At 62.5% G+C, this 18,528-nt stretch carries 20 protein-coding genes and 1 pseudogene; 18 read left to right on the top strand and 3 right to left on the bottom strand.

All coding sequences use genetic code 11. The features are described 5' to 3' along the window. The 7 genes and pseudogenes from LRS09_RS27590 to LRS09_RS27560 form a co-directional block, all read left to right on the top strand. A complete protein-coding gene (locus LRS09_RS27590; RefSeq protein ID WP_257810445.1) occupies positions 1-873 on the top strand; it encodes a branched-chain amino acid ABC transporter permease in 873 nt (290 codons plus the stop codon). A 3-nt stretch (positions 874-876) separates the two neighbouring features. After that, on the top strand, positions 877-1,914 hold the full coding sequence (locus tag LRS09_RS27585; RefSeq protein WP_257810444.1) for a branched-chain amino acid ABC transporter permease: 1,038 nt from the start codon (positions 877-879) through the stop codon (positions 1,912-1,914). A 52-nt stretch (positions 1,915-1,966) separates the two neighbouring features. Next, positions 1,967-3,157 carry an ABC transporter substrate-binding protein gene (locus tag LRS09_RS27580; RefSeq protein ID WP_257810443.1) on the top strand — a complete coding sequence of 397 codons (1,191 nt, stop codon included), beginning with the start codon at positions 1,967-1,969 and terminating at the stop codon, positions 3,155-3,157. 80 nt (positions 3,158-3,237) lie between these two features. Further along, on the top strand, positions 3,238-4,710 hold the full coding sequence (locus LRS09_RS27575; RefSeq protein ID WP_257810441.1) for an acetyl/propionyl/methylcrotonyl-CoA carboxylase subunit alpha: 1,473 nt from the start codon (positions 3,238-3,240) through the stop codon (positions 4,708-4,710). After that, positions 4,710-5,219: a biotin/lipoyl-containing protein gene (locus LRS09_RS27570; RefSeq protein WP_257810440.1), complete on the top strand. Its 510-nt coding sequence runs from the start codon at positions 4,710-4,712 to the stop codon at positions 5,217-5,219. Before LRS09_RS27575 ends, LRS09_RS27570 begins: the two co-directional genes overlap by 1 nt. 8 nt (positions 5,220-5,227) lie before the next feature. Beyond that, a complete protein-coding gene (locus LRS09_RS27565; RefSeq protein ID WP_257810439.1) occupies positions 5,228-6,814 on the top strand; it encodes an acyl-CoA carboxylase subunit beta in 1,587 nt (528 codons plus the stop codon). Between the two features lie 554 nt (positions 6,815-7,368). After that, positions 7,369-7,618 (top strand): annotated as a pseudogene (locus LRS09_RS27560) (transposase); the annotation flags it as partial. 420 nt (positions 7,619-8,038) lie between these two features. Here the strand turns inward: LRS09_RS27560 and LRS09_RS27555 are convergent. Beyond that, the gene (locus tag LRS09_RS27555) at positions 8,039-8,233 is read right to left on the bottom strand and encodes a DUF1446 domain-containing protein (protein ID WP_257810438.1); all 195 of its coding nucleotides are present in this window, start codon (positions 8,231-8,233) and stop codon (positions 8,039-8,041) included. Positions 8,234-8,263: 30 nt separating this feature from the next. Between LRS09_RS27555 and LRS09_RS27550 the strand changes: the two genes are divergently transcribed. The 5 genes from LRS09_RS27550 to LRS09_RS27530 are packed head-to-tail and all read left to right on the top strand — an operon-like array spanning position 8,264 to position 12,190. After that, positions 8,264-9,625, top strand: a complete 1,362-nt coding sequence (locus LRS09_RS27550; RefSeq protein WP_257810433.1) for an acyl-CoA dehydrogenase family protein — start codon at positions 8,264-8,266, stop codon at positions 9,623-9,625. A 25-nt stretch (positions 9,626-9,650) separates the two neighbouring features. Further along, positions 9,651-10,493 carry an SDR family NAD(P)-dependent oxidoreductase gene (locus tag LRS09_RS27545; RefSeq protein WP_257810432.1) on the top strand — a complete coding sequence of 281 codons (843 nt, stop codon included), beginning with the start codon at positions 9,651-9,653 and terminating at the stop codon, positions 10,491-10,493. Then, complete coding sequence (locus tag LRS09_RS27540) at positions 10,486-11,289, top strand: enoyl-CoA hydratase-related protein (protein ID WP_257810430.1); 804 nt, start codon at positions 10,486-10,488, stop codon at positions 11,287-11,289. The genes LRS09_RS27545 and LRS09_RS27540 overlap by 8 nt, the downstream gene beginning before the upstream one ends. A 16-nt stretch (positions 11,290-11,305) precedes the next feature. Next, the gene (locus LRS09_RS27535; protein WP_257810428.1) at positions 11,306-11,791 is read left to right on the top strand and encodes a PaaI family thioesterase; all 486 of its coding nucleotides are present in this window, start codon (positions 11,306-11,308) and stop codon (positions 11,789-11,791) included. A 6-nt stretch (positions 11,792-11,797) separates the two neighbouring features. Further along, positions 11,798-12,190, top strand: a complete 393-nt coding sequence (locus LRS09_RS27530; protein ID WP_257810632.1) for a PaaI family thioesterase — start codon at positions 11,798-11,800, stop codon at positions 12,188-12,190. 20 nt (positions 12,191-12,210) lie between these two features. Here the strand turns inward: LRS09_RS27530 and LRS09_RS27525 are convergent, their stop codons facing one another. Both LRS09_RS27525 and LRS09_RS27520 read right to left on the bottom strand, forming a co-directional pair. Beyond that, positions 12,211-12,933, bottom strand: a complete 723-nt coding sequence (locus LRS09_RS27525; RefSeq protein ID WP_257810427.1) for a TetR/AcrR family transcriptional regulator — start codon at positions 12,931-12,933, stop codon at positions 12,211-12,213. Positions 12,934-12,970: 37 nt separating this feature from the next. Then, on the bottom strand, positions 12,971-13,519 hold the full coding sequence (locus tag LRS09_RS27520; protein WP_257810422.1) for a TetR/AcrR family transcriptional regulator: 549 nt from the start codon (positions 13,517-13,519) through the stop codon (positions 12,971-12,973). Between the two features lie 113 nt (positions 13,520-13,632). Between LRS09_RS27520 and LRS09_RS27515 the strand changes: the two genes are divergently transcribed. From LRS09_RS27515 to LRS09_RS27490, 6 genes are all read left to right on the top strand, one after another. Next, positions 13,633-14,394, top strand: a complete 762-nt coding sequence (locus LRS09_RS27515; protein ID WP_173194957.1) for a glucose 1-dehydrogenase — start codon at positions 13,633-13,635, stop codon at positions 14,392-14,394. A 263-nt stretch (positions 14,395-14,657) separates the two neighbouring features. Next, entirely contained in the window at positions 14,658-15,770 is a 1,113-nt protein-coding gene (locus tag LRS09_RS27510) for an acyl-CoA synthetase (RefSeq protein ID WP_257810420.1), read from the top strand. Between the two features lie 9 nt (positions 15,771-15,779). Beyond that, positions 15,780-16,430: an AMP-binding protein gene (locus LRS09_RS27505; protein WP_257810418.1), complete on the top strand. Its 651-nt coding sequence runs from the start codon at positions 15,780-15,782 to the stop codon at positions 16,428-16,430. Next, positions 16,427-17,281, top strand: a complete 855-nt coding sequence (locus tag LRS09_RS27500; protein WP_257810417.1) for an NAD(P)H-binding protein — start codon at positions 16,427-16,429, stop codon at positions 17,279-17,281. The genes LRS09_RS27505 and LRS09_RS27500 overlap by 4 nt, the downstream gene beginning before the upstream one ends. Continuing rightward, positions 17,265-18,005 (top strand): helix-turn-helix domain-containing protein, encoded by a 741-nt coding sequence (locus LRS09_RS27495; protein ID WP_257810415.1) that lies wholly within the window; start codon positions 17,265-17,267, stop codon positions 18,003-18,005. The genes LRS09_RS27500 and LRS09_RS27495 overlap by 17 nt, the downstream gene beginning before the upstream one ends. 17 nt (positions 18,006-18,022) lie before the next feature. Then, on the top strand, positions 18,023-18,478 hold the full coding sequence (locus LRS09_RS27490) for a PaaI family thioesterase (RefSeq protein ID WP_257810413.1): 456 nt from the start codon (positions 18,023-18,025) through the stop codon (positions 18,476-18,478). Positions 18,479-18,528: the final 50 nt, after the last annotated feature.

Here is an 18,528-nt window from a genome sequence, read left to right as displayed (position 1 = left end):
ATGGACTATTTCATTTTGCTCTGCGTTTCGGGGATTGCCATCGGCGTGATCTATGGCCTGATCGGAATGGGCTATGCTCTGATCTTCAAGGCGACCAGCGTCGTCAATTTTGCCCAGGGCGAAGTCATGATGCTGATATCATACATGGCTTTCGCGATAGCACGTTCCTGGACCCTGCCGTTCTGGGGGTTGCTGGCGGTTTGCGTCGTGCTTTCGGCGGTTGTCGGCCTGTTGATCGAGCGGATTTTCATCCGCCCGATGCTGGGGCAAGACGTCTTTTCAACCGTGATGGTCACCATCGGGCTGGCGGTGATGATACGCGCCCTAGTGGTGATGATCTGGGGGGCCGACCCGCTGGTTCTGCCCACCGACATCGGTGACAGTGGCGTCGAGATCGGCCTTGTTTTCCTGTATACGTCGCAGCTCTATGCTATCGGTCTGCTTGCGCTTTGCGTGATCGGCATGTGGGTCTTCCTGCGGTTTTCGCGCACGGGCGTCGCCATGCGGGCCACGGCCGCGCGCGAAACCACCGCGCTGCTGATGGGGATCAACGTGACTTATGTTTACGCCCTGGCCTGGGCCATTGCGGCCGTCATTGCCGGGATTGCCGGCGTGCTGCTGGGAACGATCTATGGCCTGGGGCCGGACATGTGGACGCAAGGGCTGCGCGCCTTTCCGGCGGTTATTCTCGGCGGCCTGGACTCGGTGTTCGGTGCGGCGATCTCCGGCGTTTTCATCGGTCTGCTGGAGAACATGTCCGAAGGCTATATCGGGCGCGGGCTGAAGGAGATTTCCGGCTTCCTCGTCATTCTGGTAGTTCTGATGATCCGCCCCTACGGGCTGTTCGGCACGCCCGAGATCGAGAGGGTGTGAGCTATGCGGACAGGTGTCTTTCAAGAGAGCTATGGCGAGCTGATCTCGCTGATCCGCAACCCGACGCAGGCCTATTGGACTTGGGCGTTGGTCATCATGTCGCTGGCGGCGCCGTTCGTGTTGAGCAATCACGTGACGTCGCTGGTCAACGGTATGTTAATTACCGCGATCGGGGTAATTGGCCTGAACCTTCTGACCGGTACGACGGGCCTGATTTCCTTCGGTCAGGCCGGGTTTCTTGCGGTGGGCGGCTATACTGCGGCCATCCTCTCGGCAGATTACAACATGCCGCTGTGGTTGTGCCTTCCGGCGGGCGCTCTGGCGGCGGGGGCTTTCGGGCTGTTGGTCGGGATACCATCGCTGCGCCTGAAGGGGCTGTATCTGGCGATCACTACGCTCGCATTTACCATCATCATTACCCATGTCATCCTCAGCGCCGAAAGCATCACGCATGGGTCGTCTGGCATCTCGACACCCAAGCCGGCGATCTTCGGCATGGTGCTGGATACCGATAAGTCGTTTTACTACCTGATCCTGGCGGTTCTGACGCTGGCCGTCCTGGGGTCGGCCAACATCAAGCGCAGCCGCATCGGCCGTGCCTTTCTGGCGATACGGGAACAGGATATCGCAGCGCGCGCGATGGGCGTCCCGGTGGCGCGATACAAGCTTTATGCCTTTGTCGTCAGTTCTTCTTACGCGGGCGTGGCCGGGGCGCTGATGGTCTATCATATTCGTTTCGTGAACGTGGACAGCTTTAGCCTCGTCATCTCGATCGAAGCTGTGTCCATGATCATCGTTGGCGGCCTCGGGTCCACCGCCGGGGCGGTGATCGGCGTAGTGTTCGTCGTGGGGCTGGCCGAACTCCTGAACTATGCGTTCAGCTCGCTAGGCGGGACGCTCGGGTCGCTGTCGGCGCTGGAACTGAAAGGGTTCCTTTACGGTCTGACCATCGTGCTCTTCCTGCGATTCGAGCCGGACGGGCTGATGGGGATCTACCGCGAATACAAGAACCGTTGGGTCAACTGGCCATTCAGATACTGATGCGAACGGCCCGGGAGGACGGGCCACTAAAAGGGGAGAAGTGAGAATGAGAATGAACTGGATTTTGAAAGGGGCGCTTTCAGTCACCCTCCTGGTGGCCGGAGCCGTCGGTGCAATGGCGGAACCCGGCGTCACCGACGACAAGGTCGTATTGGGTGCCGTGGACCCGCTGACAGGCCCGCCCAGCCTGCTGGGCAAGGCGCACAGGCTGGCGCTGCAAGTCTGGCAGGATGACGTGAATGCCCGTGGCGGCATCAACGGCCGCAAGGTCGAAATCGTGTTCGAGGATGACGGATACGTCCCGGCACGCTCGCTTCAGGCGCTGAAGAAGATGGTTGAGGTCGATGACATCTTCGGGCTGATCGGCACCTCCGGCAGCGCGCAGCTGGCGGCTATGATGCCCATGATCAACGAGCTCGGCATCCCGACACTCAACAACATGGCGGTGAACTCGCACCATTTCAACCCGCCGTTGAACCCGTTGTTCGTGGTCGGACCAACCTATTGCCAGGAAATTGCCGCCGGCATGACTTACCTCGTCGAAGAACTGGGTCTGAAAGATGGCAAATACGCGATCGCCTTTCAGGATGATGAATTTGGCGACGACGTGCGCTGCGGCTATCTCGAAGGGGTCAAGAAATACGGGCTCAACAATGTTCTGGAGCTGGAATTCAAGCGCGGCCAGAAGGATTTCTCGGCCGAAATGCTACGGGCACGGGCCGCAGGCGTGACCGTGCTGGTATCCGGCGGCGTCGTTGCCGAACACTCGATTATGCTGAAGGAAGCCGCCAAGAACCGGATGGATATCACGTTCCTCGGCGCCCATTCCGCGCATCTGACCCCGGTTCAGGCGTTGGCTGGCAGTGCAGGTGACGGCTATTATGCGGCGGACTATGTGCCCGCGCTGACCTCGCTTGAGGTTCCAGGTGTGGCGAAGTTCATGGAACTGGCCAACACATACCTCAGCGAGGACGAACGAAATTCGCTGAACCGGTACTCGCTGGCGGGCTATGCCGGGGCGCTGATTTTCGAGCACGCGATGGCCGAATGCGGCGCTGACCTGACCCGGGCCTGCGTGATTGAAAAACTGGAAGGTCTGGACGGGTTCGAAACCGATGGCCTGCTGGGGCCCGTCACCTATGGTAAAGGTAACCGTCACGCGCCCACGGCGGCGATCGTTCTGCAGTCCAACGCGGACAAGAAGGACTTCACCATCGTGTCCGAGCGTATGGAAATCGAATGATCCGCTAACATGACAACGCCCCCCCCCCCGTGCCGACACGGCATTGGGGGCGGGAAGGCCAAGCAGAAAGACCCGCGGATATGAGCATCACCAGGCTTCTCGTGGCGAACCGAGGAGAGATTGCCGCGCGCGTGGTGCGCACCGCCCGCGCCATCGGCATCAAGACCGCCGTGCTGCGTCATCCCGCCGAGGTGGACGCACCGGCACACGCAATTGCCGACCAGGTCGTGACCATCGACGGACCAACCCCGGTCTCGGCCTATCTGGATATCGGCCAGATCGTCCAGGCCGCACGGCATATCGGCGCCGACTCCGTGCATCCCGGCTACGGGTTTCTGGCCGAGAACGCGGCCTTCGTCAAAGCGCTGGACGAAGCAGGGATCATCTTTGTCGGACCGACTGCGGAGGTCATCGACCTGATGGGCGACAAGGTGCGCGCCCGCAATTTCGTCGCGGAACGCGGCTTTCCGGTGGCGCCTTCCGCCATCGAGGATGACAATCCGGGCGATTTCGTCGAGCGCGCCCGCGCTGTGGGCTATCCGCTGCTGATCAAGCCCTCTGCCGGCGGCGGCGGCAAGGGAATGCGCATCGTGCGCGAGGATGCCCGTCTGCGGGCAGAGATCGAAACCGCCCGCCGCGAAGGCGAACGCTATTTCGGCGACGGCCGGCTGTTTGTCGAAACCTATATCGAAAACCCGCGCCATATCGAAGTGCAAGTGATGGGCGACGGTCAGGGAAACGTGGTCCATCTCTGGGAGCGCGAATGCTCGATCCAGCGCCGGTTCCAGAAGATCATCGAGGAAACCCCCTCCCCCGCCCTGAGACCCGGCCAGCGCGAGGAAATCTGCGAGGCCGCAGCGGGCATCGCGCGGGCGGTGAACTATCGCGGCGCCGGCACGGTCGAGTTCATCTATGCCAACGATGGCCGGTTCTATTTCCTCGAGATGAACACGAGGCTTCAGGTCGAACATCCCGTCACCGAAATGGTCACGGGTTTCGATCTGGTTGCCGAACAGTTGCGCATTGCAGCCGGCGAGCCGCTGGGACTGCAGCAGGACGACATCCACCAGACCGGCCATTCGATCGAACTGCGCGTCTGCGCCGAGGATGCGGATGCCGATTTCCGCCCCGCGATCGGCAACATCCTGTTGATGGACGAGCCCGCCGGACCCGGCGTGCGGGTCGACAGCGGCATTCTGGAGGGCGGCAAGGTCACCACCGATTTCGACCCGATGCTGTCCAAGCTGATCGTGCACGGCCGCGACCGGGCCGAGGCCATCGCGCGCGCCCGCCGCGCGGCGCTAGATTATATCATTCTGGGCGTCACGACCAACCTGGGCTACCTCTATGCGATCCTTGAGCATCCAAGGTTCGGGTTCGGCGACCTGTCGACCGGGTTTCTGGACGAGGAAGCAGACGCGCTGAAACGTGCCCCCGACGCCTCCTCTACCGACATCCTGCTAGCCGCCACCGCACTGTCCGACGCGCGCCTTGTGCAGGCCGTCGAGAGCGTGCCCGCGATTTATCGAATGATGGGGGGGTGGAGAAACTGATGCGCCGTATTCTTGAAGTCCACGGAGAGGAAATCCCGGTCTGGCTGGCCTCGGTCGGGCAATTCCATGTGTTGCACCTGGGCGATCGTGAAATCCCCTGCGCCCTCACGACTGCGCCCGGCAAGGGCGCCTTTACGCTGGATCTGAATGGCACCAGTATCGCGCTGCGGATCGCCGTGGGGGAAGAGGCCACATTCGTGCACCTCGACGGCCGCGCCTATGAGATCGGGCGCACCGATCCGTCGCAACCCCTGGGCCAGGCCGACGGCGGTGCCCCGCAGGACCGGATGATTGCACCGATGCCGGGTGCCGTGATCTCCGTCTCGGTGGCCGCGGGCGATGCCGTAACCGAGGGCCAGACCCTTATGGTGATCGAAAGCATGAAATTGGAAACCACCATCACCGCACCGCGTGATGGTGTCGTTTCCGAGGTGCATTTTGCCCCCGGCGATAGTTTCGACGGTAAAGTGGTGTTGATTGGTTTCGAACCGCTGAAGGACGCCAGCTGATGCGCCGAATGCAATCCCAGATCCGCTCGGACTCAGCCGAGTTCAAGGCAGCCTCTGAGAAAATGCAAGACGTGGTGAAACGGTTCCACGACTTGCAGGACAAGGTCCGCTATGACCGCCCCCAGCGCGATCTTGACCGGCTGAAGCGTCAGAACAAGATGCTCGCGCGCCAGCGGTTGGAGCTTCTGCTGGACCCCGGCACGCCGTTTCTGGAATTCTCGACGTTGGCGGCCTATGATCTCTATGACGGTCAGGCACCGGGGGCCAACGTCATCACCGGTGTCGGCGTGATTTCCGGACGCGAAGTCGTGATCCATGCCGACGATAGCTCCAACAAGGGCGGGGCCTGGTATCCCATGTCGGTGCCGAAGATCGTGCGTGCGCTGGAATTCGCCTTGGAAAACAACCTGCCGGTCGTGCATATCTGCGACAGCGCGGGCGGCTATCTTGAGGAAATGTCAGGCGTCTTCGCGCCGGGCGGGCGAGTGTTCCGCAACCAGTGCATCCTGTCGAAGAAAGGCATACCGCAGGTCGCCATCGTCTGTGGCCATTGCACCGCCGGCGGGGCCTATGTGCCCGGGCTGTGTGAATATACCATCATCGTGCGCGACACCGGCGCGATCTTCCTGGGCGGTCCGCCCCTGGTCAAGGCCGCCACCGGTGAAGAGGTTTCGGTTAACGATCTGGGCGGGGCCGACATGCACACGTCGATCTCGGGCACCGGTGATTATCCGGTGGATACCGAACAGGCCGGAATCCTGCTGGCGCGGGAAATCGTCGCCACCTTTCCGCGCAAACCCCGCGCCTTCGACTGGGCGGCCCCCGAAGAGCCCTACTACGATCCAAAGGAAATCTATGGCATCGTGCCGACCGACTACCGCGTGCGGTTTGACATGCGCGAAGTCATTGCCCGCATCGTCGATGGTTCGCGGTTTCACGAATACCAGCCAAAGTGCGGCATCACGCTGGTGACGGGATATGCCCGCATCTGGGGCTGCAAGGTCGGCATTCTCGGCAACAACGGCGTGCTGTTCAACGACAGCTCGCTGAAGGCCGCGCATTTCATTCAGCTTTGCAATCAGACCGGCACGCCGCTGATTTTCCTGCAGAACACCACCGGCTACATGATTGGCCGCGAATACGAGGAACGCGGTATCACTAAGGACGGGGCCAAGATGCTGATGGCACAGGCCGGCTCCGAAGTGCCAAAACTGACGGTGCTGACCTCTGGCGCGTTCGGGGCCGGGTATTATGGAATGTGCGGGCGGGCATGGGATCCACGGCTTCTCATGACATGGCCCAATGCTCAGATGGGAGTGATGGGGCCGGAACAGGCCGCGCGCACCCTTGGCGATGTCAAGCTGGCACAGATGCGCCGCGCCGACCCCGATCTCAGCGACGAGGTGGTGCAGGAATTGCGCGACCGCGTGCGCGCCAAGGCGGAAAACGAAACCTCGGCCTATTGGTTTACATCGCGGCTCTACGACGATGGGATCATCGACCCGCTGGACACCCGAAACATGCTGGGCATCGCGCTGACCTGTGCGGCGGGCGTCAGCCCAGGCGCGCCGCATTATGGCGTCTACAGAATGTAAGGCACAGGTCGTGATCTGCCGAGGGATTTCTCCTCAACCGTAGATTGGAGTCCGCCCCAAGTTTTGCTCCGGTCCCGTTCTCTGGACCGCCGGAAGCGAGAGTTTTCCCGGCCATTTCACAACGGCGGGCTGGTGGCGCCGTCGGGATTGAGCAAGAGATCGGATTGCGCCCGATCGCCCCATGCGGGCGCACCTCGTTATACAAGTCGACGACGGAACGCCCACGGGACCGGTTTTGAGCGCGAGCTTCTCTATCCTTGGCACCCTTGGACTGGGCGGCAAATCTTTATCCACGAGGTGTGTGATCGACAAGAAGGATGCAGCGGTTTCCCGCTGCACCATTTCCGGCCAGTCTTTGCATCGGTGGCTGGAGGTTCCTGCGAGGATGGTCGGGTTCCCAGCACGGACTGGCGCATCACGGATGCTACGGCCTACGCTTATGGTAAGACTGGTGTCGCGCCGGGATTTGGCCGATCCGCCGTTCGAATAGGTATCCGACGCAGGACGCGCGAGGAATGGCTGACACTGATTCCGGGGAAAAGGTTATGTCAGATCTGATGCGACACAGCCTCGACTTTGTCTCCCGCAAGGATCGCAAGCCGGTCGCCGGCGCGCTGAAGAACATCTATCGTGTTCGACGCCGTCGCCGGAGAAGCGGCACTCGGCGCCTTCGAGGAAGGTATCTGGGGGCGCCGCTATCCGGCCATCGCCCAGAGTTGGCGTCGCGCCTGGAGCGAGGTCGTGCCCTTCTACGCCTTTCATTTTGACGTACGCCGATTCTTGTACACGACGGATGAGATCGACAAGCGCTTTATGCGCGGGCGACCTCGTGGAGAAGCGCGGTGCATCGGCTGCAAGCGCCGCCGAGCAGCCTATTCAAGCCTTGCCGGATTGAGGCGCCCGCGAAGTGCTCGTAATTCTCCTCGGCTTTCGGGCGATGTTCATCTCCTGATGCCGCAGTTCCTTCACGTGGTAGGCATAGGTTGGCCTACATGCATTGCCCTTCCTCTGCATCTTCCCCGCCTGCAGTTCCATTCCGCGCACCTTGTGAGCGACCAGGCTTGGCCGAGCCCACATATACTCCTTCTCCTTGGTGAGCATGTGCCAGACTAGGGCGATCCTTCCGATCGACCCCGGAGAGAACCCTGAGCCCGGCAGACGCTGCATCAGCGGAAAGAAAGGAACTCGTTGACAAAGGCGATTAGAGAACGTGGTGGGGCATCATCATACGGCGTCTCTCCCAGATTGTCGCGCTATAGCGTGCCTAAGCGCCCGCGCAAGCAGCGACATCGTGATCTCGGCAAGATAGTCGAAGACCAGATAATCGATGTCGCCCTTCGTCACCAGTTGGCCAACCGCCTCGGGCGTGTCGCCCCAGAACCCCGAGGCGCAGCCGATGCGCACAGTTCGCCCAGTCATCGCAACCTCCCTGTCGCCCGGTCCATTCGGGTGGACGCCGATGGCAAGCTTCCGTCTTTCCTCCCAAGCGCATGCCCAAAAAAAGACACACGCAGCTCGACACCACTTGAAACGTTTTCTAACATATGTTTGATTTTGATCAATAGGCAAGTTGCGCAGCCATCGGGAGGATCAAAGATGAACGTCCAGGCCGAGCCAGGCATGGCCGCGCTCGCGGCCATAAAGGCCAACTATTCGCTGACGCCCGAACAACGGCAGATCGTGGATCACGTGGATCGGGTTGCGCGCGAGATTCTTCATCCATTGCAAGAGAAGATGGATGCGGAAGAATGGTGGCCCGAGGATTTGTTTCGGCAGATGGGCGAGCTCGGGCTGCTGGGCATTACCGCGCCCGAGGAGCTGGGCGGCAGCGGCCAGAACGAATTTACCCAGGCCCTGGTCTCAGAGACCATCTCGAAATGGAACCCGGCAGTCGGCCTTTCGCACGGCGCGCACGACAATCTGTGCCTCAACAACATCCTCAGGAACGGCTCGGATGAGCAGGTGCGGAAATACGTTCCCGGCCTGTGCTCGGGCGAGCTGGTCGGCGCACTTGGGCTGACCGAGCCCGGCGCGGGCTCGGACGCGCTGGGCTCGATGGCCACCGGCGCCGTGCGCGATGGCAATGATTATGTGATCAACGGCTCGAAGATCTACATCACCAACGGCCCGATCGCGGATGTCATCCTGGTTTACGCAAAAACCGATAAGGCGAAGGGCGCCAAGGGCATCTCGGCTTTCATCGTGGAGACCGACAATCCCGGCTTCAAGGTGGCGCAGAAGCTCGACAAGATGGGCTTTCGTGGCTCGCCCACGGGCGAGCTGGTGTTCGAGGATTGCCGCGTGCCCGCCTCGGCCATGATCGGGGCCGAGAACAGCGGCGTTTCGGTGGTGATGAGCGGGCTCGACCTGGAGCGGGCGATGGTCGCTTCGGTTTGCGTGGGGATGGCCGAAAGGGCTCTGGAGCTGGCGCTCGATTACGCCAGGATCCGCGAACAGTTCGGCAAGCCGATCGCCAGTTTCCAGATGGTGCAGGCCATGCTGGCCGAGATGTATACCGAGATCGAGGCCGCTCGCAGCCTGTCGCTGCGCACCGCCGCCATGTGCGAGGGGCTGGAAGAAGGCGAAGGGGGGCGTGGCGAGATCCACAAGCTGACGGCCGCGGCTATCTTCAAGGCTGCGGCAGCGACCTCCTTCGTGCTGGATCGCGCGGTGCAGATTCACGGCGGATCGGGCTACATGCGCGACACCGAGGTCAACCGCCTCTATCGGACGGGCCGGGTTCTCGAGGTGGGCGCGGGCACGCAGGAGGTGCGCAAGCTCATCATCTCCGGCGAACTGCTGAAGAACTGAGGCCCGGCACATGGCACAAAAACAAGTGCAGAGCCGTTTCGCCCCCGACCTCATGGCAGGCCAGGTGGCTCTCGTGACTGGCTCGGGCTCCGGCATGGGCCGCGCCACAGCACTCGAAATGGCTTCCTGCGGGGCCAGACTGGCGCTATTCGCCCGTCGCGAGGAGCCGCTTCAGGAAACCGCCGAGATGATCCGCGCGACGGGGGGCGAAGCCTTCGTCGTCCCGGGCGACACTCGCGACGAGAAGAGCGTCGAGTCGGCAATGCTGAAGATCAAAGATCACTACGGTCGGCTCGACGTGCTTGTGAACAATGCCGGCGGCCAGTATATCGCCGCCGCCCGCGACATCACCAACAAAGGGTTCGAGGCGGTTATCCGCAACAATCTGATCGGCTCGTGGCAGATGACGCGCGCCGCCGCCGACCACTTCATGTTCGAGAACGGCGGCTCGATCGTATTCGTAACCGCGATCTCGACCCGCACCGCACTTACGGGCTTCGCCCATACCGTTGCCGCGCGCGCAGGCGTCACAGGCTTGATGAAGACGCTCGCCGCCGAATGGGGTGAATACGGCATCCGCCTGAACTGCGTAGCTCCCGGTACGATCAAGACAGAGGCGCTCGGCCGCTACCCGATACCGCCGAAAAAGTGGCACGAGCTAAACCGGTCAGTTCTTAACCGCATGGGGGCGGCGGAAGACGTCGCAGGGACGATCATTTTTCTCGCCTCCAGGCTCGGTTCCTTCATTACCGGCGAGGATGTGTATGTGGACGGGGGAGAAACCCTGCACATGGGCCACGACGCCCGCGACATGATCCATCCGGACATGTTCCAGGAGCGTCAGCGGGGGGACGGAAAGAATGAGTGAATCCGTCGTCCTGCTCGAGATTGCCGATCGCATCGCAACGGTGACGCTCAACGACCCCGACAGGCGCAACCCCGTCACCGGCAACGAGATGATCGCGGGGCTGCTCGACGCGTTCGACCAGGCGCAGCGCGATCCCGAGGTGAGCGTCATGATCCTGACCGGCGCGGACCCGGCCTTCTGCGCCGGCGGCGACGTCAAGGAAATGTCAGACCCCGAAAGCGTGTTCCGCAAAGATCCGCTGGCCGCGGCGGACAGCTACATCACCGGCATTCAGCGGATACCGCTCGCGCTCTACAATCTCGACATACCTACGATCGCAGCTGTCAACGGCCCGGCCGTGGGCGCGGGCTGCGACCTGACGATGATGTGCGACATGCGCATCGCGTCGGAGAAGGCGAAATTCGGCGAGGTATTTTTGAACCTCGGAATCATTCCCGGCGACGCAGGCAGCTGGTTCCTCCTGCGGCGGCTCGGGCACCAGAAAGCGGCCGAACTGACATTCACCGGCCGGATGGTCGGGGCCGAGGAGGCGCTGGAGCTAGGAATGGTGCTTGAGGTGGTGCCGCATGGCGATCTCATGGCGCGGGCGCGGGAGCGTGCGGCCGTAATTGCGGCCAAGCCGCCCCGCGCACTGCGCGTCGCCAAGCGGCTGATGCGCAATGCCGAACGCATGGACCTGCCGGATTTCCTGAATACCGCCGCCGCCTACCAGGCACTGATGCACCAGACCAAGGACCACCACGAAGCTCTTGCCGCGTTCCTCGAGAAACGAAAACCTGCATTCTTTGGCGACTGACAGATCGGCCTTACAGTTGACCCATCCGGACCAGAAGAAACTAGATCAGATCGCCAGGATGTGGAACCATCGCGGACGTGGTCTGATTACCGAGATGAACCTGAAGATTGAAAAGGTGGCGATTGATGGCGTTCTGGTCAGGATGCCGTTCAACCCCGCTTTCTGCGCCGACGAGGTCAAAACCCTGCTGCATGGGGGGGTGTTGACGGCCCTTCTGGACAGCGTGTTCGGACTAGCGAATTTCGTGGCGATCGACGGGATCAGCAGCATGGCGACACTCGACCTCCGCGTCGACTATCTGCGCCCGGCGAAATCGCGGGCCGACGTCATGGTGCGCGCAGAATGCATTCGGCAGACCCGGCATATCGCGTTCAATTCGGGCAGGATCTGGTTCGATGAGCCGGATCAGGCCGAAGTGGCCCGTGGCGCCGCTAGTTTTGCGCTCACACGGGGCGAGGTCAGCATTTTCGATGCGATGACGCAAAGCAGGTCCTCCAAATGACGCCGGATCTGGCAACTCAGCAGCTCAGGAAAGTACCCGTTCTTCCAGTTTCTCGACTTCATGATCACCGAGCTTGCTGAAACGCATGCGGCCGCGACGATGCCCTTCGCCGAACGACTGATCGGAAATCCGATCATGGAATACTACCATGGCGGAATCATCGCGAGCTTCATGGAGGCGGTCGCCGCGATCAGCGTAAGCCATGGTCCCGATCTGCAGCCACCCAAGCCGATCAATCTGACGGTTGACTACTTGCGCCCGGCGGTCAAAGGGGCCCTGATGGCCGAAGCCACAGTGACGCGGAAGGGCAAGCGCATGGCAAGCGTGCGGACGGCCTGTTGGCAGGATGACGACTCCCGGCCGGTGGCCGAAGGGTTGTATCATTTTCTATTGGTCTGAGGCTATTCTTCGCGCCCCGATTATGTGATCTTCGGGGCTGAGCCGTTGGCCGAAATACCGTCCAGCAGCATTTTGATGAGCAGATCCGTGAAAGCTGAAAGCGTATAGTATCCGCGTTGGTCGCCCTTGCCGGGATCGAACCATTCGACCGTCCAATTCAGCGCGCCCAGCATGGCCTGCCGTAGCGGAACCACCTTTATGTCGGAGCGCAAGGCTCCGGCCGTCTGCGCCTCGCGCAACAGCCGATCCCAGACCTTCGCGTATTGGTGTCGAACAGGCCGATGGCGCGAGCGGATCCCTTCCGGCAGCATCCCATAGATGCGGATGTTGGCGGAGGTAAACTCGCTGGCACGGAACAAATATGCCATGTGCGTCGCGATCGCGGTCGCGATCCGGTTTCTATGATCTTCCTTGTTCGGCCATATGGCGGCCGCATGGCTGACGCCGTTCAAGAGATCATGCAGGCCCAGGTCGAGCACCTCATCGAGAATTTCCTCCTTCGAGCCGAAATGGTAGTAGACGCTGCCTGCCTCAAGGCCCGCTTCCGATGCGACACGTCGTATTGTAGCGGCCTTGTAGCCGCTCTCTCGCAAGATTTGGGCGGCCGTGCGAAGGATTTGATGGCGGGTTCGTTCGGCCTTCCCCGCTGGTTCGAGTCCATCTGTCAGGTCAAGAGATTCGACCGATTTTCTGACCGTTCCGCCACGTTTGGTGCACATGCCGTCGAGCAGCAGTTTCGACAAGCGTTCCGACAGCAGACTGACCGGATAACGTTCGCTGTCATGCCCATTCCGCTGTCCAGTTCATAGCTCCGAGGATGAACTGGCTGACCAGGGTGACCGAGATGTCACCACGCAGATCGTCCTGATGGTGCTGCAAGAATGATCGCCAGAGCTGCGCATAGGCCTCTCGCAAGGGACGATGCGCTCTGCGGCGCTTGTCCGACAGCATAGGGAAGTTCCTGATATTCGCTGAAGTGAAATCACTTTCTTTCAAAAGGAAACAAAGGTGAGTGTCGACAAGCTGCGCGAACGTTTTCCGGAATGGGTCACCTTCCGCCGCCGACCGTTCGACGATCCCCCGAATTTGCTCGTAGAGTTGTCTAACCCCAATATCGAGGACCTCGTCCAGGATCTGATCCTTCGAGCCGAAATGATAGTAGATGCTACCGGCTTCCAGGTTCGCCGCCTCGGCGATCCGCCGCATGGTGGTCGCGTTGTATCCCTCTTTGCTAAACAGCTTCGCCGCCGCCAGGAGGATCGCGCGACGCGTCTGCACCGATTTCCCGTATGGCTCGTCGCGGGGGCTATGGGGGAGGATTTCTTCCATGGATCTCTCTTTCGACGCTGGACATCAGTTTATCAGTTGAGGTAATTCGAACAAGCGTTAGAATGCGCGGTCATTCCACGGTGCCTGCGACACCGGCAAAAGGAGAAACGGGAATGCGCGGACTGAAAGGCAAGAGAGTAATCGTCACGGGTGGCGGAAGCGGAATCGGGCGGGCGATCTGCACCCGCTTCGCCGAGGAAGGAGCCGAGGTTGCGGTTTTCGACCTCAATGAAGAAGGTGCCCGGCAAACCGTCGGAACGATCGAAGATGCAGGCGGCAAGGCGCGTGCTTACACCGTCGACATCACCGACCGCAAGGCAGTGGACGCCGCAGTGGCCGAGTTCGAGGCCGGCGGGCCGATCGACGTTCTGGTCAACAACGCCGGATGGGATGAGATCAAGCCGTTCCTCGAGACCGATCTTGATCTGTGGAAGAAGATCATAGACATCAACCTCTACGGCCCTCTTCACATGCATCATGCTGTTCTTCCGGGAATGGTAAGGAATGGGTCCGGCCGCGTCGTGAACATCAGTTCGGATGCGGGCCGCGTCGGCTCCTCGGGCGAGGCGGTCTATTCGGCCTGCAAAGGCGGCATCATTTCCTTTACCAAGACCGTCGCGCGGGAACTGGCCCGCAAGGGCATTCAGCTCAACGCGGTCGCGCCCGGTCCGACAGACACCCCGCTATTCGCAGAAGTCGCCAAGGGCGAAGCCGGAGAGAAGATTGCGGAAGGCCTTAAACGGGCGATCCCCATGAGACGTCTCGCCCAGCCGACGGACTATCCCGGGATTGTGTGTTTCCTCGCCTCGGACGATGCCGGATTCATAACCGGACAGGTCATTTCCGTATCGGGCGGGCTGTCAATGCACGGTTGACAGCCCGGCGGTGCTTTCCGGTTCCAAACGATGTCAAGGTTTCCTCCCCACCTGGCCGCATTCAGTGCGGCCCCTTTTTTAGGTCAGAAGATCCGTAATGTTCGAGGCCGACCAAACCATCAAGGAAACAAATGCGCTCGCGGCATTCATGGACCGTTGTGGCGTTGCGAACTACGAGGAATTGGTCGAACGCGCAGACAGTGACCCGGATTGGTTCTGGACGCAGATTCTCGACCTCACCCGCATTCGATTCGCCCGCCCGCATGCACCGTCTGCGCGAGATCGGCGACGGACCGGAGAACATCCGCTGGGGAATCGGCGGCGCACTGAATCTCACCGAAACCTGTCTCGACGCGCACATCGAGAAGGGGCTCGGCGATAAGACAGCGATCGACTGGGTGGACGAAGACGGCAGCCGCCAGCAATGGAGCTATTCCCGGCTTGCCGAGGAAGCCGCGCGCGTTGCCTCCGCCCTCTCGGCGCGTGGAGTGAGGCCCAGCCAGGGCGTCGGCATCTACATGCCGATGATCCCCGAAATCGAGGCCGCGCTTCTGGGCATCGCGCGGCTGGGCGCCGTAGCGGTCCCGCTATTTTCCGGGTTTGCGCCGCATGCCATCGTCACCCGCCTGAACGACGCCCGTGCCGTTGCCGTGCTGACTGCGGATGCGACGCCCCGGCGGGGCAAGCCGGTCTGGATGGAAGCCACCCTGGCCGAGGCACTGGCGGAGGTGCCCTCGGTGCATACCGTGTTCAGCCTGCGGCGCTTCGGCGGCCCAGTGGCCGATCCGGCCCGCGATCTCGACTGGCAGGAAACCGTCGCTAAGGCCGACGCGACGCGGCCGGCGCATCCGGTGGAGACCGACGCACCGCTGCTCATCGCCTACACCTCGGGCACCACCGGCAAGCCCAAGGGGGTGGTTCACACGAATTTGGGCGTACAGGCCAAGGCCACGGCCGATTTTCTGCTGTGTCTCGATCTAAAGCCCGATGATCGGCATCTTTGGATGACGGACATGGGTTGGGTGATGGGGCCCCTCACGCTGATTTCGGTGCTGCTTGCGGGCGCCACGTTGGTGCTCGCCGAAGGAGCGCCCTCGATGCCGGGCGATCCCTTCCGCCTACTGCGGCTGGCCGCCGAGAACAAAGTTACTCATATGGGCGTTGCCCCAACGCTGGTGCGGCAATTCATGACGCAGGATCCCGCGCCGCTGCGGGGGGCGATCTTTCCGCACTGCGTATCGTCGCCTCGACCGGAGAGCCCTGGACCGAAGATGCCTGGCTTTGGCACCTGGAGCATATCTGCCGGCACCACGCGGTACCGCTCAACATTTCGGGTGGAACCGAGCTCTTCGGCGCAATTCTTACCTCGACCGTAGCTTCACGAGGTGAAGCCGGGTGGCTTTTCGGGTCAGGCGCTGGGCGTCGGTGCCAAGGTGCTGCGCGTGGACGGCAGCGAGGCTGCGCCGGGCGAGGTCGGCGAATTGGTCGTCACCCGGCCGCCGATGGGGCTGACGCCGACGATCTGGGGCAACAAAAAGCGCTATCTCGACACCTACTGGTCCACGTTTCCCGGCATCTGGCGCCATGGCGACTGGGCGCGGCGCGATCCGGACGGCACCTGGTTTATCCTCGGCCGTTCCGATGACACGCTGAACATTGCCGGCAAGCGCATCGGGCCACCGGAGATCGAGGCGGCGCTGACCGAAACGGGGAAAGTTGTGGATGCAGCGGCGATACCCGTCCCCGACCCCATAAAGGGTACAACGGTGATTTGCATCTGCGTCACGGCGCCCGGTGTGACGCCCGATGACAGGCTCGTCGAGCAGCTCAAGGACCGCGTCGGCGAGGTGGTTTCGAGGCCCTTCCGCCCGAGCGAGATCCATTTCGTCGAGGCGCTGCCCAAGACCCGCAGCATGAAGACGATGCGCCGGATCGTGCGCGCCGCCTTCCTGGACGAGGATCCGGGCGACCTCTCCTCGATCAGCAATCCCGAAACGATGGAGGCCATCGCGGCCCTGAGAAAGGACAAGCCATGATCACGGTTTTCGGAGCCACGGGCACCACCGGCGTGCCACTGGTGGAAGCGCTTCTCACCAGGGGCGCGAGGCTGCGTGCCGTCACCGGCCAGCCTGCGAAGGCTGCGGCGTTGGTGGCGAAGGGTTGCGATGCCGCCGTGGCGGATTTCGGCGACCGCGACGCTTTGGAACGCGCCTGCCAAGGGGCGGAGAAGGCCTATCTCGTGACGCCGCCGCATCAGGACATGCGCCGCTGGAAGGCCAATGCCATCGCCGCGGCCAAGGCGGCGGGCGTGCGCCATGTGGTCATGTCCACCGGACTCGGTGCTTCGCCCAGGGCGCGGCTGACCTTCGGGATGTGGCATTCCGAAAGCCAGGAACTGCTGAAGGACAGCGGCATGGACTGGACCTTAGTTCAGCCCACCTATTTCATGCAAAACCTTCTGTGGCAGGCTGAAAACATCGTCTCCGATGGCGTCTATTATGACGATCTGGGTGGGCCGGTGGCGTGGGTCGACGCCGGTGACATCGCCGATGTGGCGGTCGAGGCGCTGCTTGGCGCGGGCCATGCTGGCAAGGCCTATGGCCTGACGGGCGCGGAGGCGTTGACCGGCGAGGAGATCGCCTCTCTCCTCAGCGAGGCGACAGGCCGCGCGGTGACATGCGCCTCCTTGCCGCCGAATCAGGCCAAGGCGAGCATGATTGCGAACGGCATGCACCCCGACGTCGCCGCCGCCATGGTGGAGTTGGCCTCGCTCGCAGCCAAGGGCTATCTCGCCGGCATTGAGACCACGGTCAGCGAGGTGCTCGGCCGCCCGGCGCGCCGCTTCCGCGACTTTGTGGCCGGGAACAGGCATGCCTACGTCGGATAAGGCGGCGCCCGCGCCGCTTTATCTCGAGCTCGCGCCGCCGGCCGGGGCCCCCGCCCAGATCGACCATTTCTTCGTCTACTGCGATTGCGGCCTCTTGTCGGGTCCCGGCACCGGCCACTTCGCCACCGATCTCTTTACGCTTTCCCTGACGCTGCGCGGCGGAGCCGATCGCGGCCCCCGCCCGCGCCTCGACCTCGAACCGCCCCGCCCCGCCTTCAGCCCGCGCCGCGCGCCCTTCGAGGGCGCGATCGCCGGAATGCGCCTCGACGCCGCGCCCCACCTTCTCCCCTCCGAAGGTAATCTGGACGCGCTGACCCTTGCTCTTCTGGCAGTGACGGGGAACGGTGAGGCCTGGGCGCCGCTTGTTGCGGCACTCGACCAGCTCGCCTGCGACCTGACCTTCTCCGGCAGCCACTCCGCCCCCGCCAGCGCGCGAAGTGAACGGCGTTGCGTTCGCGCGACCACCGGCATGTCGCGACGGCGGCTCGCCGCCACCCGGCGTTTCCGGACCCTGCTGGACGGGCTTGCGGCGCGCGATCAGGCGTTAAGCGAACTGGCGCTCGATGCAGGGTACTACGACCAGTCGCACATGTCGGCCGCCTGCCGCGCCTTCGCCGACGCCCCACCGGGCGTGCTCCGCCGCCTTGCCTGCGCGCGGCCCTCTGGCCGTTTCTTCCAAGATCAGGGACTCGAAACCCGCCTAAGACTGCTCATCGATCCCTGACGAGGAGCAGACAGGCCATGCCCGGTTTCGAACCGAAGAACCCCGATTTCGACGCACGCGTGCGCGACAGTTTCGGACGCCAGAAGGTGATGCACACGCTGGGCATCACCATTGCCGACCTGTCGCCCGGGCGCATCGTTCTGGAGATGGCGCACCACGACGCGCTGACCCAGCAGCACGGCTTCGTTCACGCCGGCATCGTCTCGACAGCGCTCGACAGCGCTTGCGGCTACGCCGCCTTCTCGCTGATGCCGGCCGAAGCGGCGGTGCTGACCGTGGAGTTCAAAATCAACCTCCTCAACCCAGCCGACGGCGAGTGCTTCCGCTTCCAGGCCGAGGTGGTCAAACCGGGTCGCACCCTCACCATCTGCGAGGCGCGCGCCCATGCGCTGAAGGGCGGGGCGGAGAAGCTGGTCGCCACGATGACCGGTACGCTGATGGCGCTGTTCGGACGGACGGGTGTCAGCGGATAGGCGCAGTCGAGGCAGGCCTCAGTTGGCCTCGCGCTCGATCCAGGTCTCCA

It is taken from the genome of Mesorhizobium sp. J428 (assembly GCF_024699925.1).
GTDB lineage: Bacteria > Pseudomonadota > Alphaproteobacteria > Rhizobiales > Rhizobiaceae > Mesorhizobium_A.
Note: the sequence above shows the minus strand (reverse complement) of the source record. Positions and strands in the feature narration are given on the sequence as shown.

Bases quoted from the DNA above. Each gene is read 5' to 3' on its own strand.
- LRS09_RS27495 (WP_257810415.1), top strand. From the start codon at position 17,265: ATGCCTACGTCGGATAAGGCGGCGCCCGCGCCGCTTTATCTCGAGCTC.
- LRS09_RS27490 (WP_257810413.1), top strand. From the start codon at position 18,023: ATGCCCGGTTTCGAACCGAAGAACCCCGATTTCGACGCACGCGTGCGC.
- LRS09_RS27585 (WP_257810444.1), top strand. From the start codon at position 877: ATGCGGACAGGTGTCTTTCAAGAGAGCTATGGCGAGCTGATCTCGCTG.
- LRS09_RS27510 (WP_257810420.1), top strand. From the start codon at position 14,658: ATGCACCGTCTGCGCGAGATCGGCGACGGACCGGAGAACATCCGCTGG.
- LRS09_RS27500 (WP_257810417.1), top strand. From the start codon at position 16,427: ATGATCACGGTTTTCGGAGCCACGGGCACCACCGGCGTGCCACTGGTG.
- LRS09_RS27540 (WP_257810430.1), top strand. From the start codon at position 10,486: ATGAGTGAATCCGTCGTCCTGCTCGAGATTGCCGATCGCATCGCAACG.
- LRS09_RS27515 (WP_173194957.1), top strand. From the start codon at position 13,633: ATGCGCGGACTGAAAGGCAAGAGAGTAATCGTCACGGGTGGCGGAAGC.
- LRS09_RS27590 (WP_257810445.1), top strand. From the start codon at position 1: ATGGACTATTTCATTTTGCTCTGCGTTTCGGGGATTGCCATCGGCGTG.
- LRS09_RS27580 (WP_257810443.1), top strand. From the start codon at position 1,967: ATGAACTGGATTTTGAAAGGGGCGCTTTCAGTCACCCTCCTGGTGGCC.
- LRS09_RS27520 (WP_257810422.1), bottom strand. From the start codon at position 13,519: ATGGAAGAAATCCTCCCCCATAGCCCCCGCGACGAGCCATACGGGAAA.
- LRS09_RS27575 (WP_257810441.1), top strand. From the start codon at position 3,238: ATGAGCATCACCAGGCTTCTCGTGGCGAACCGAGGAGAGATTGCCGCG.
- LRS09_RS27555 (WP_257810438.1), bottom strand. From the start codon at position 8,233: ATGACTGGGCGAACTGTGCGCATCGGCTGCGCCTCGGGGTTCTGGGGC.
- LRS09_RS27570 (WP_257810440.1), top strand. From the start codon at position 4,710: ATGCGCCGTATTCTTGAAGTCCACGGAGAGGAAATCCCGGTCTGGCTG.
- LRS09_RS27565 (WP_257810439.1), top strand. From the start codon at position 5,228: ATGCAATCCCAGATCCGCTCGGACTCAGCCGAGTTCAAGGCAGCCTCT.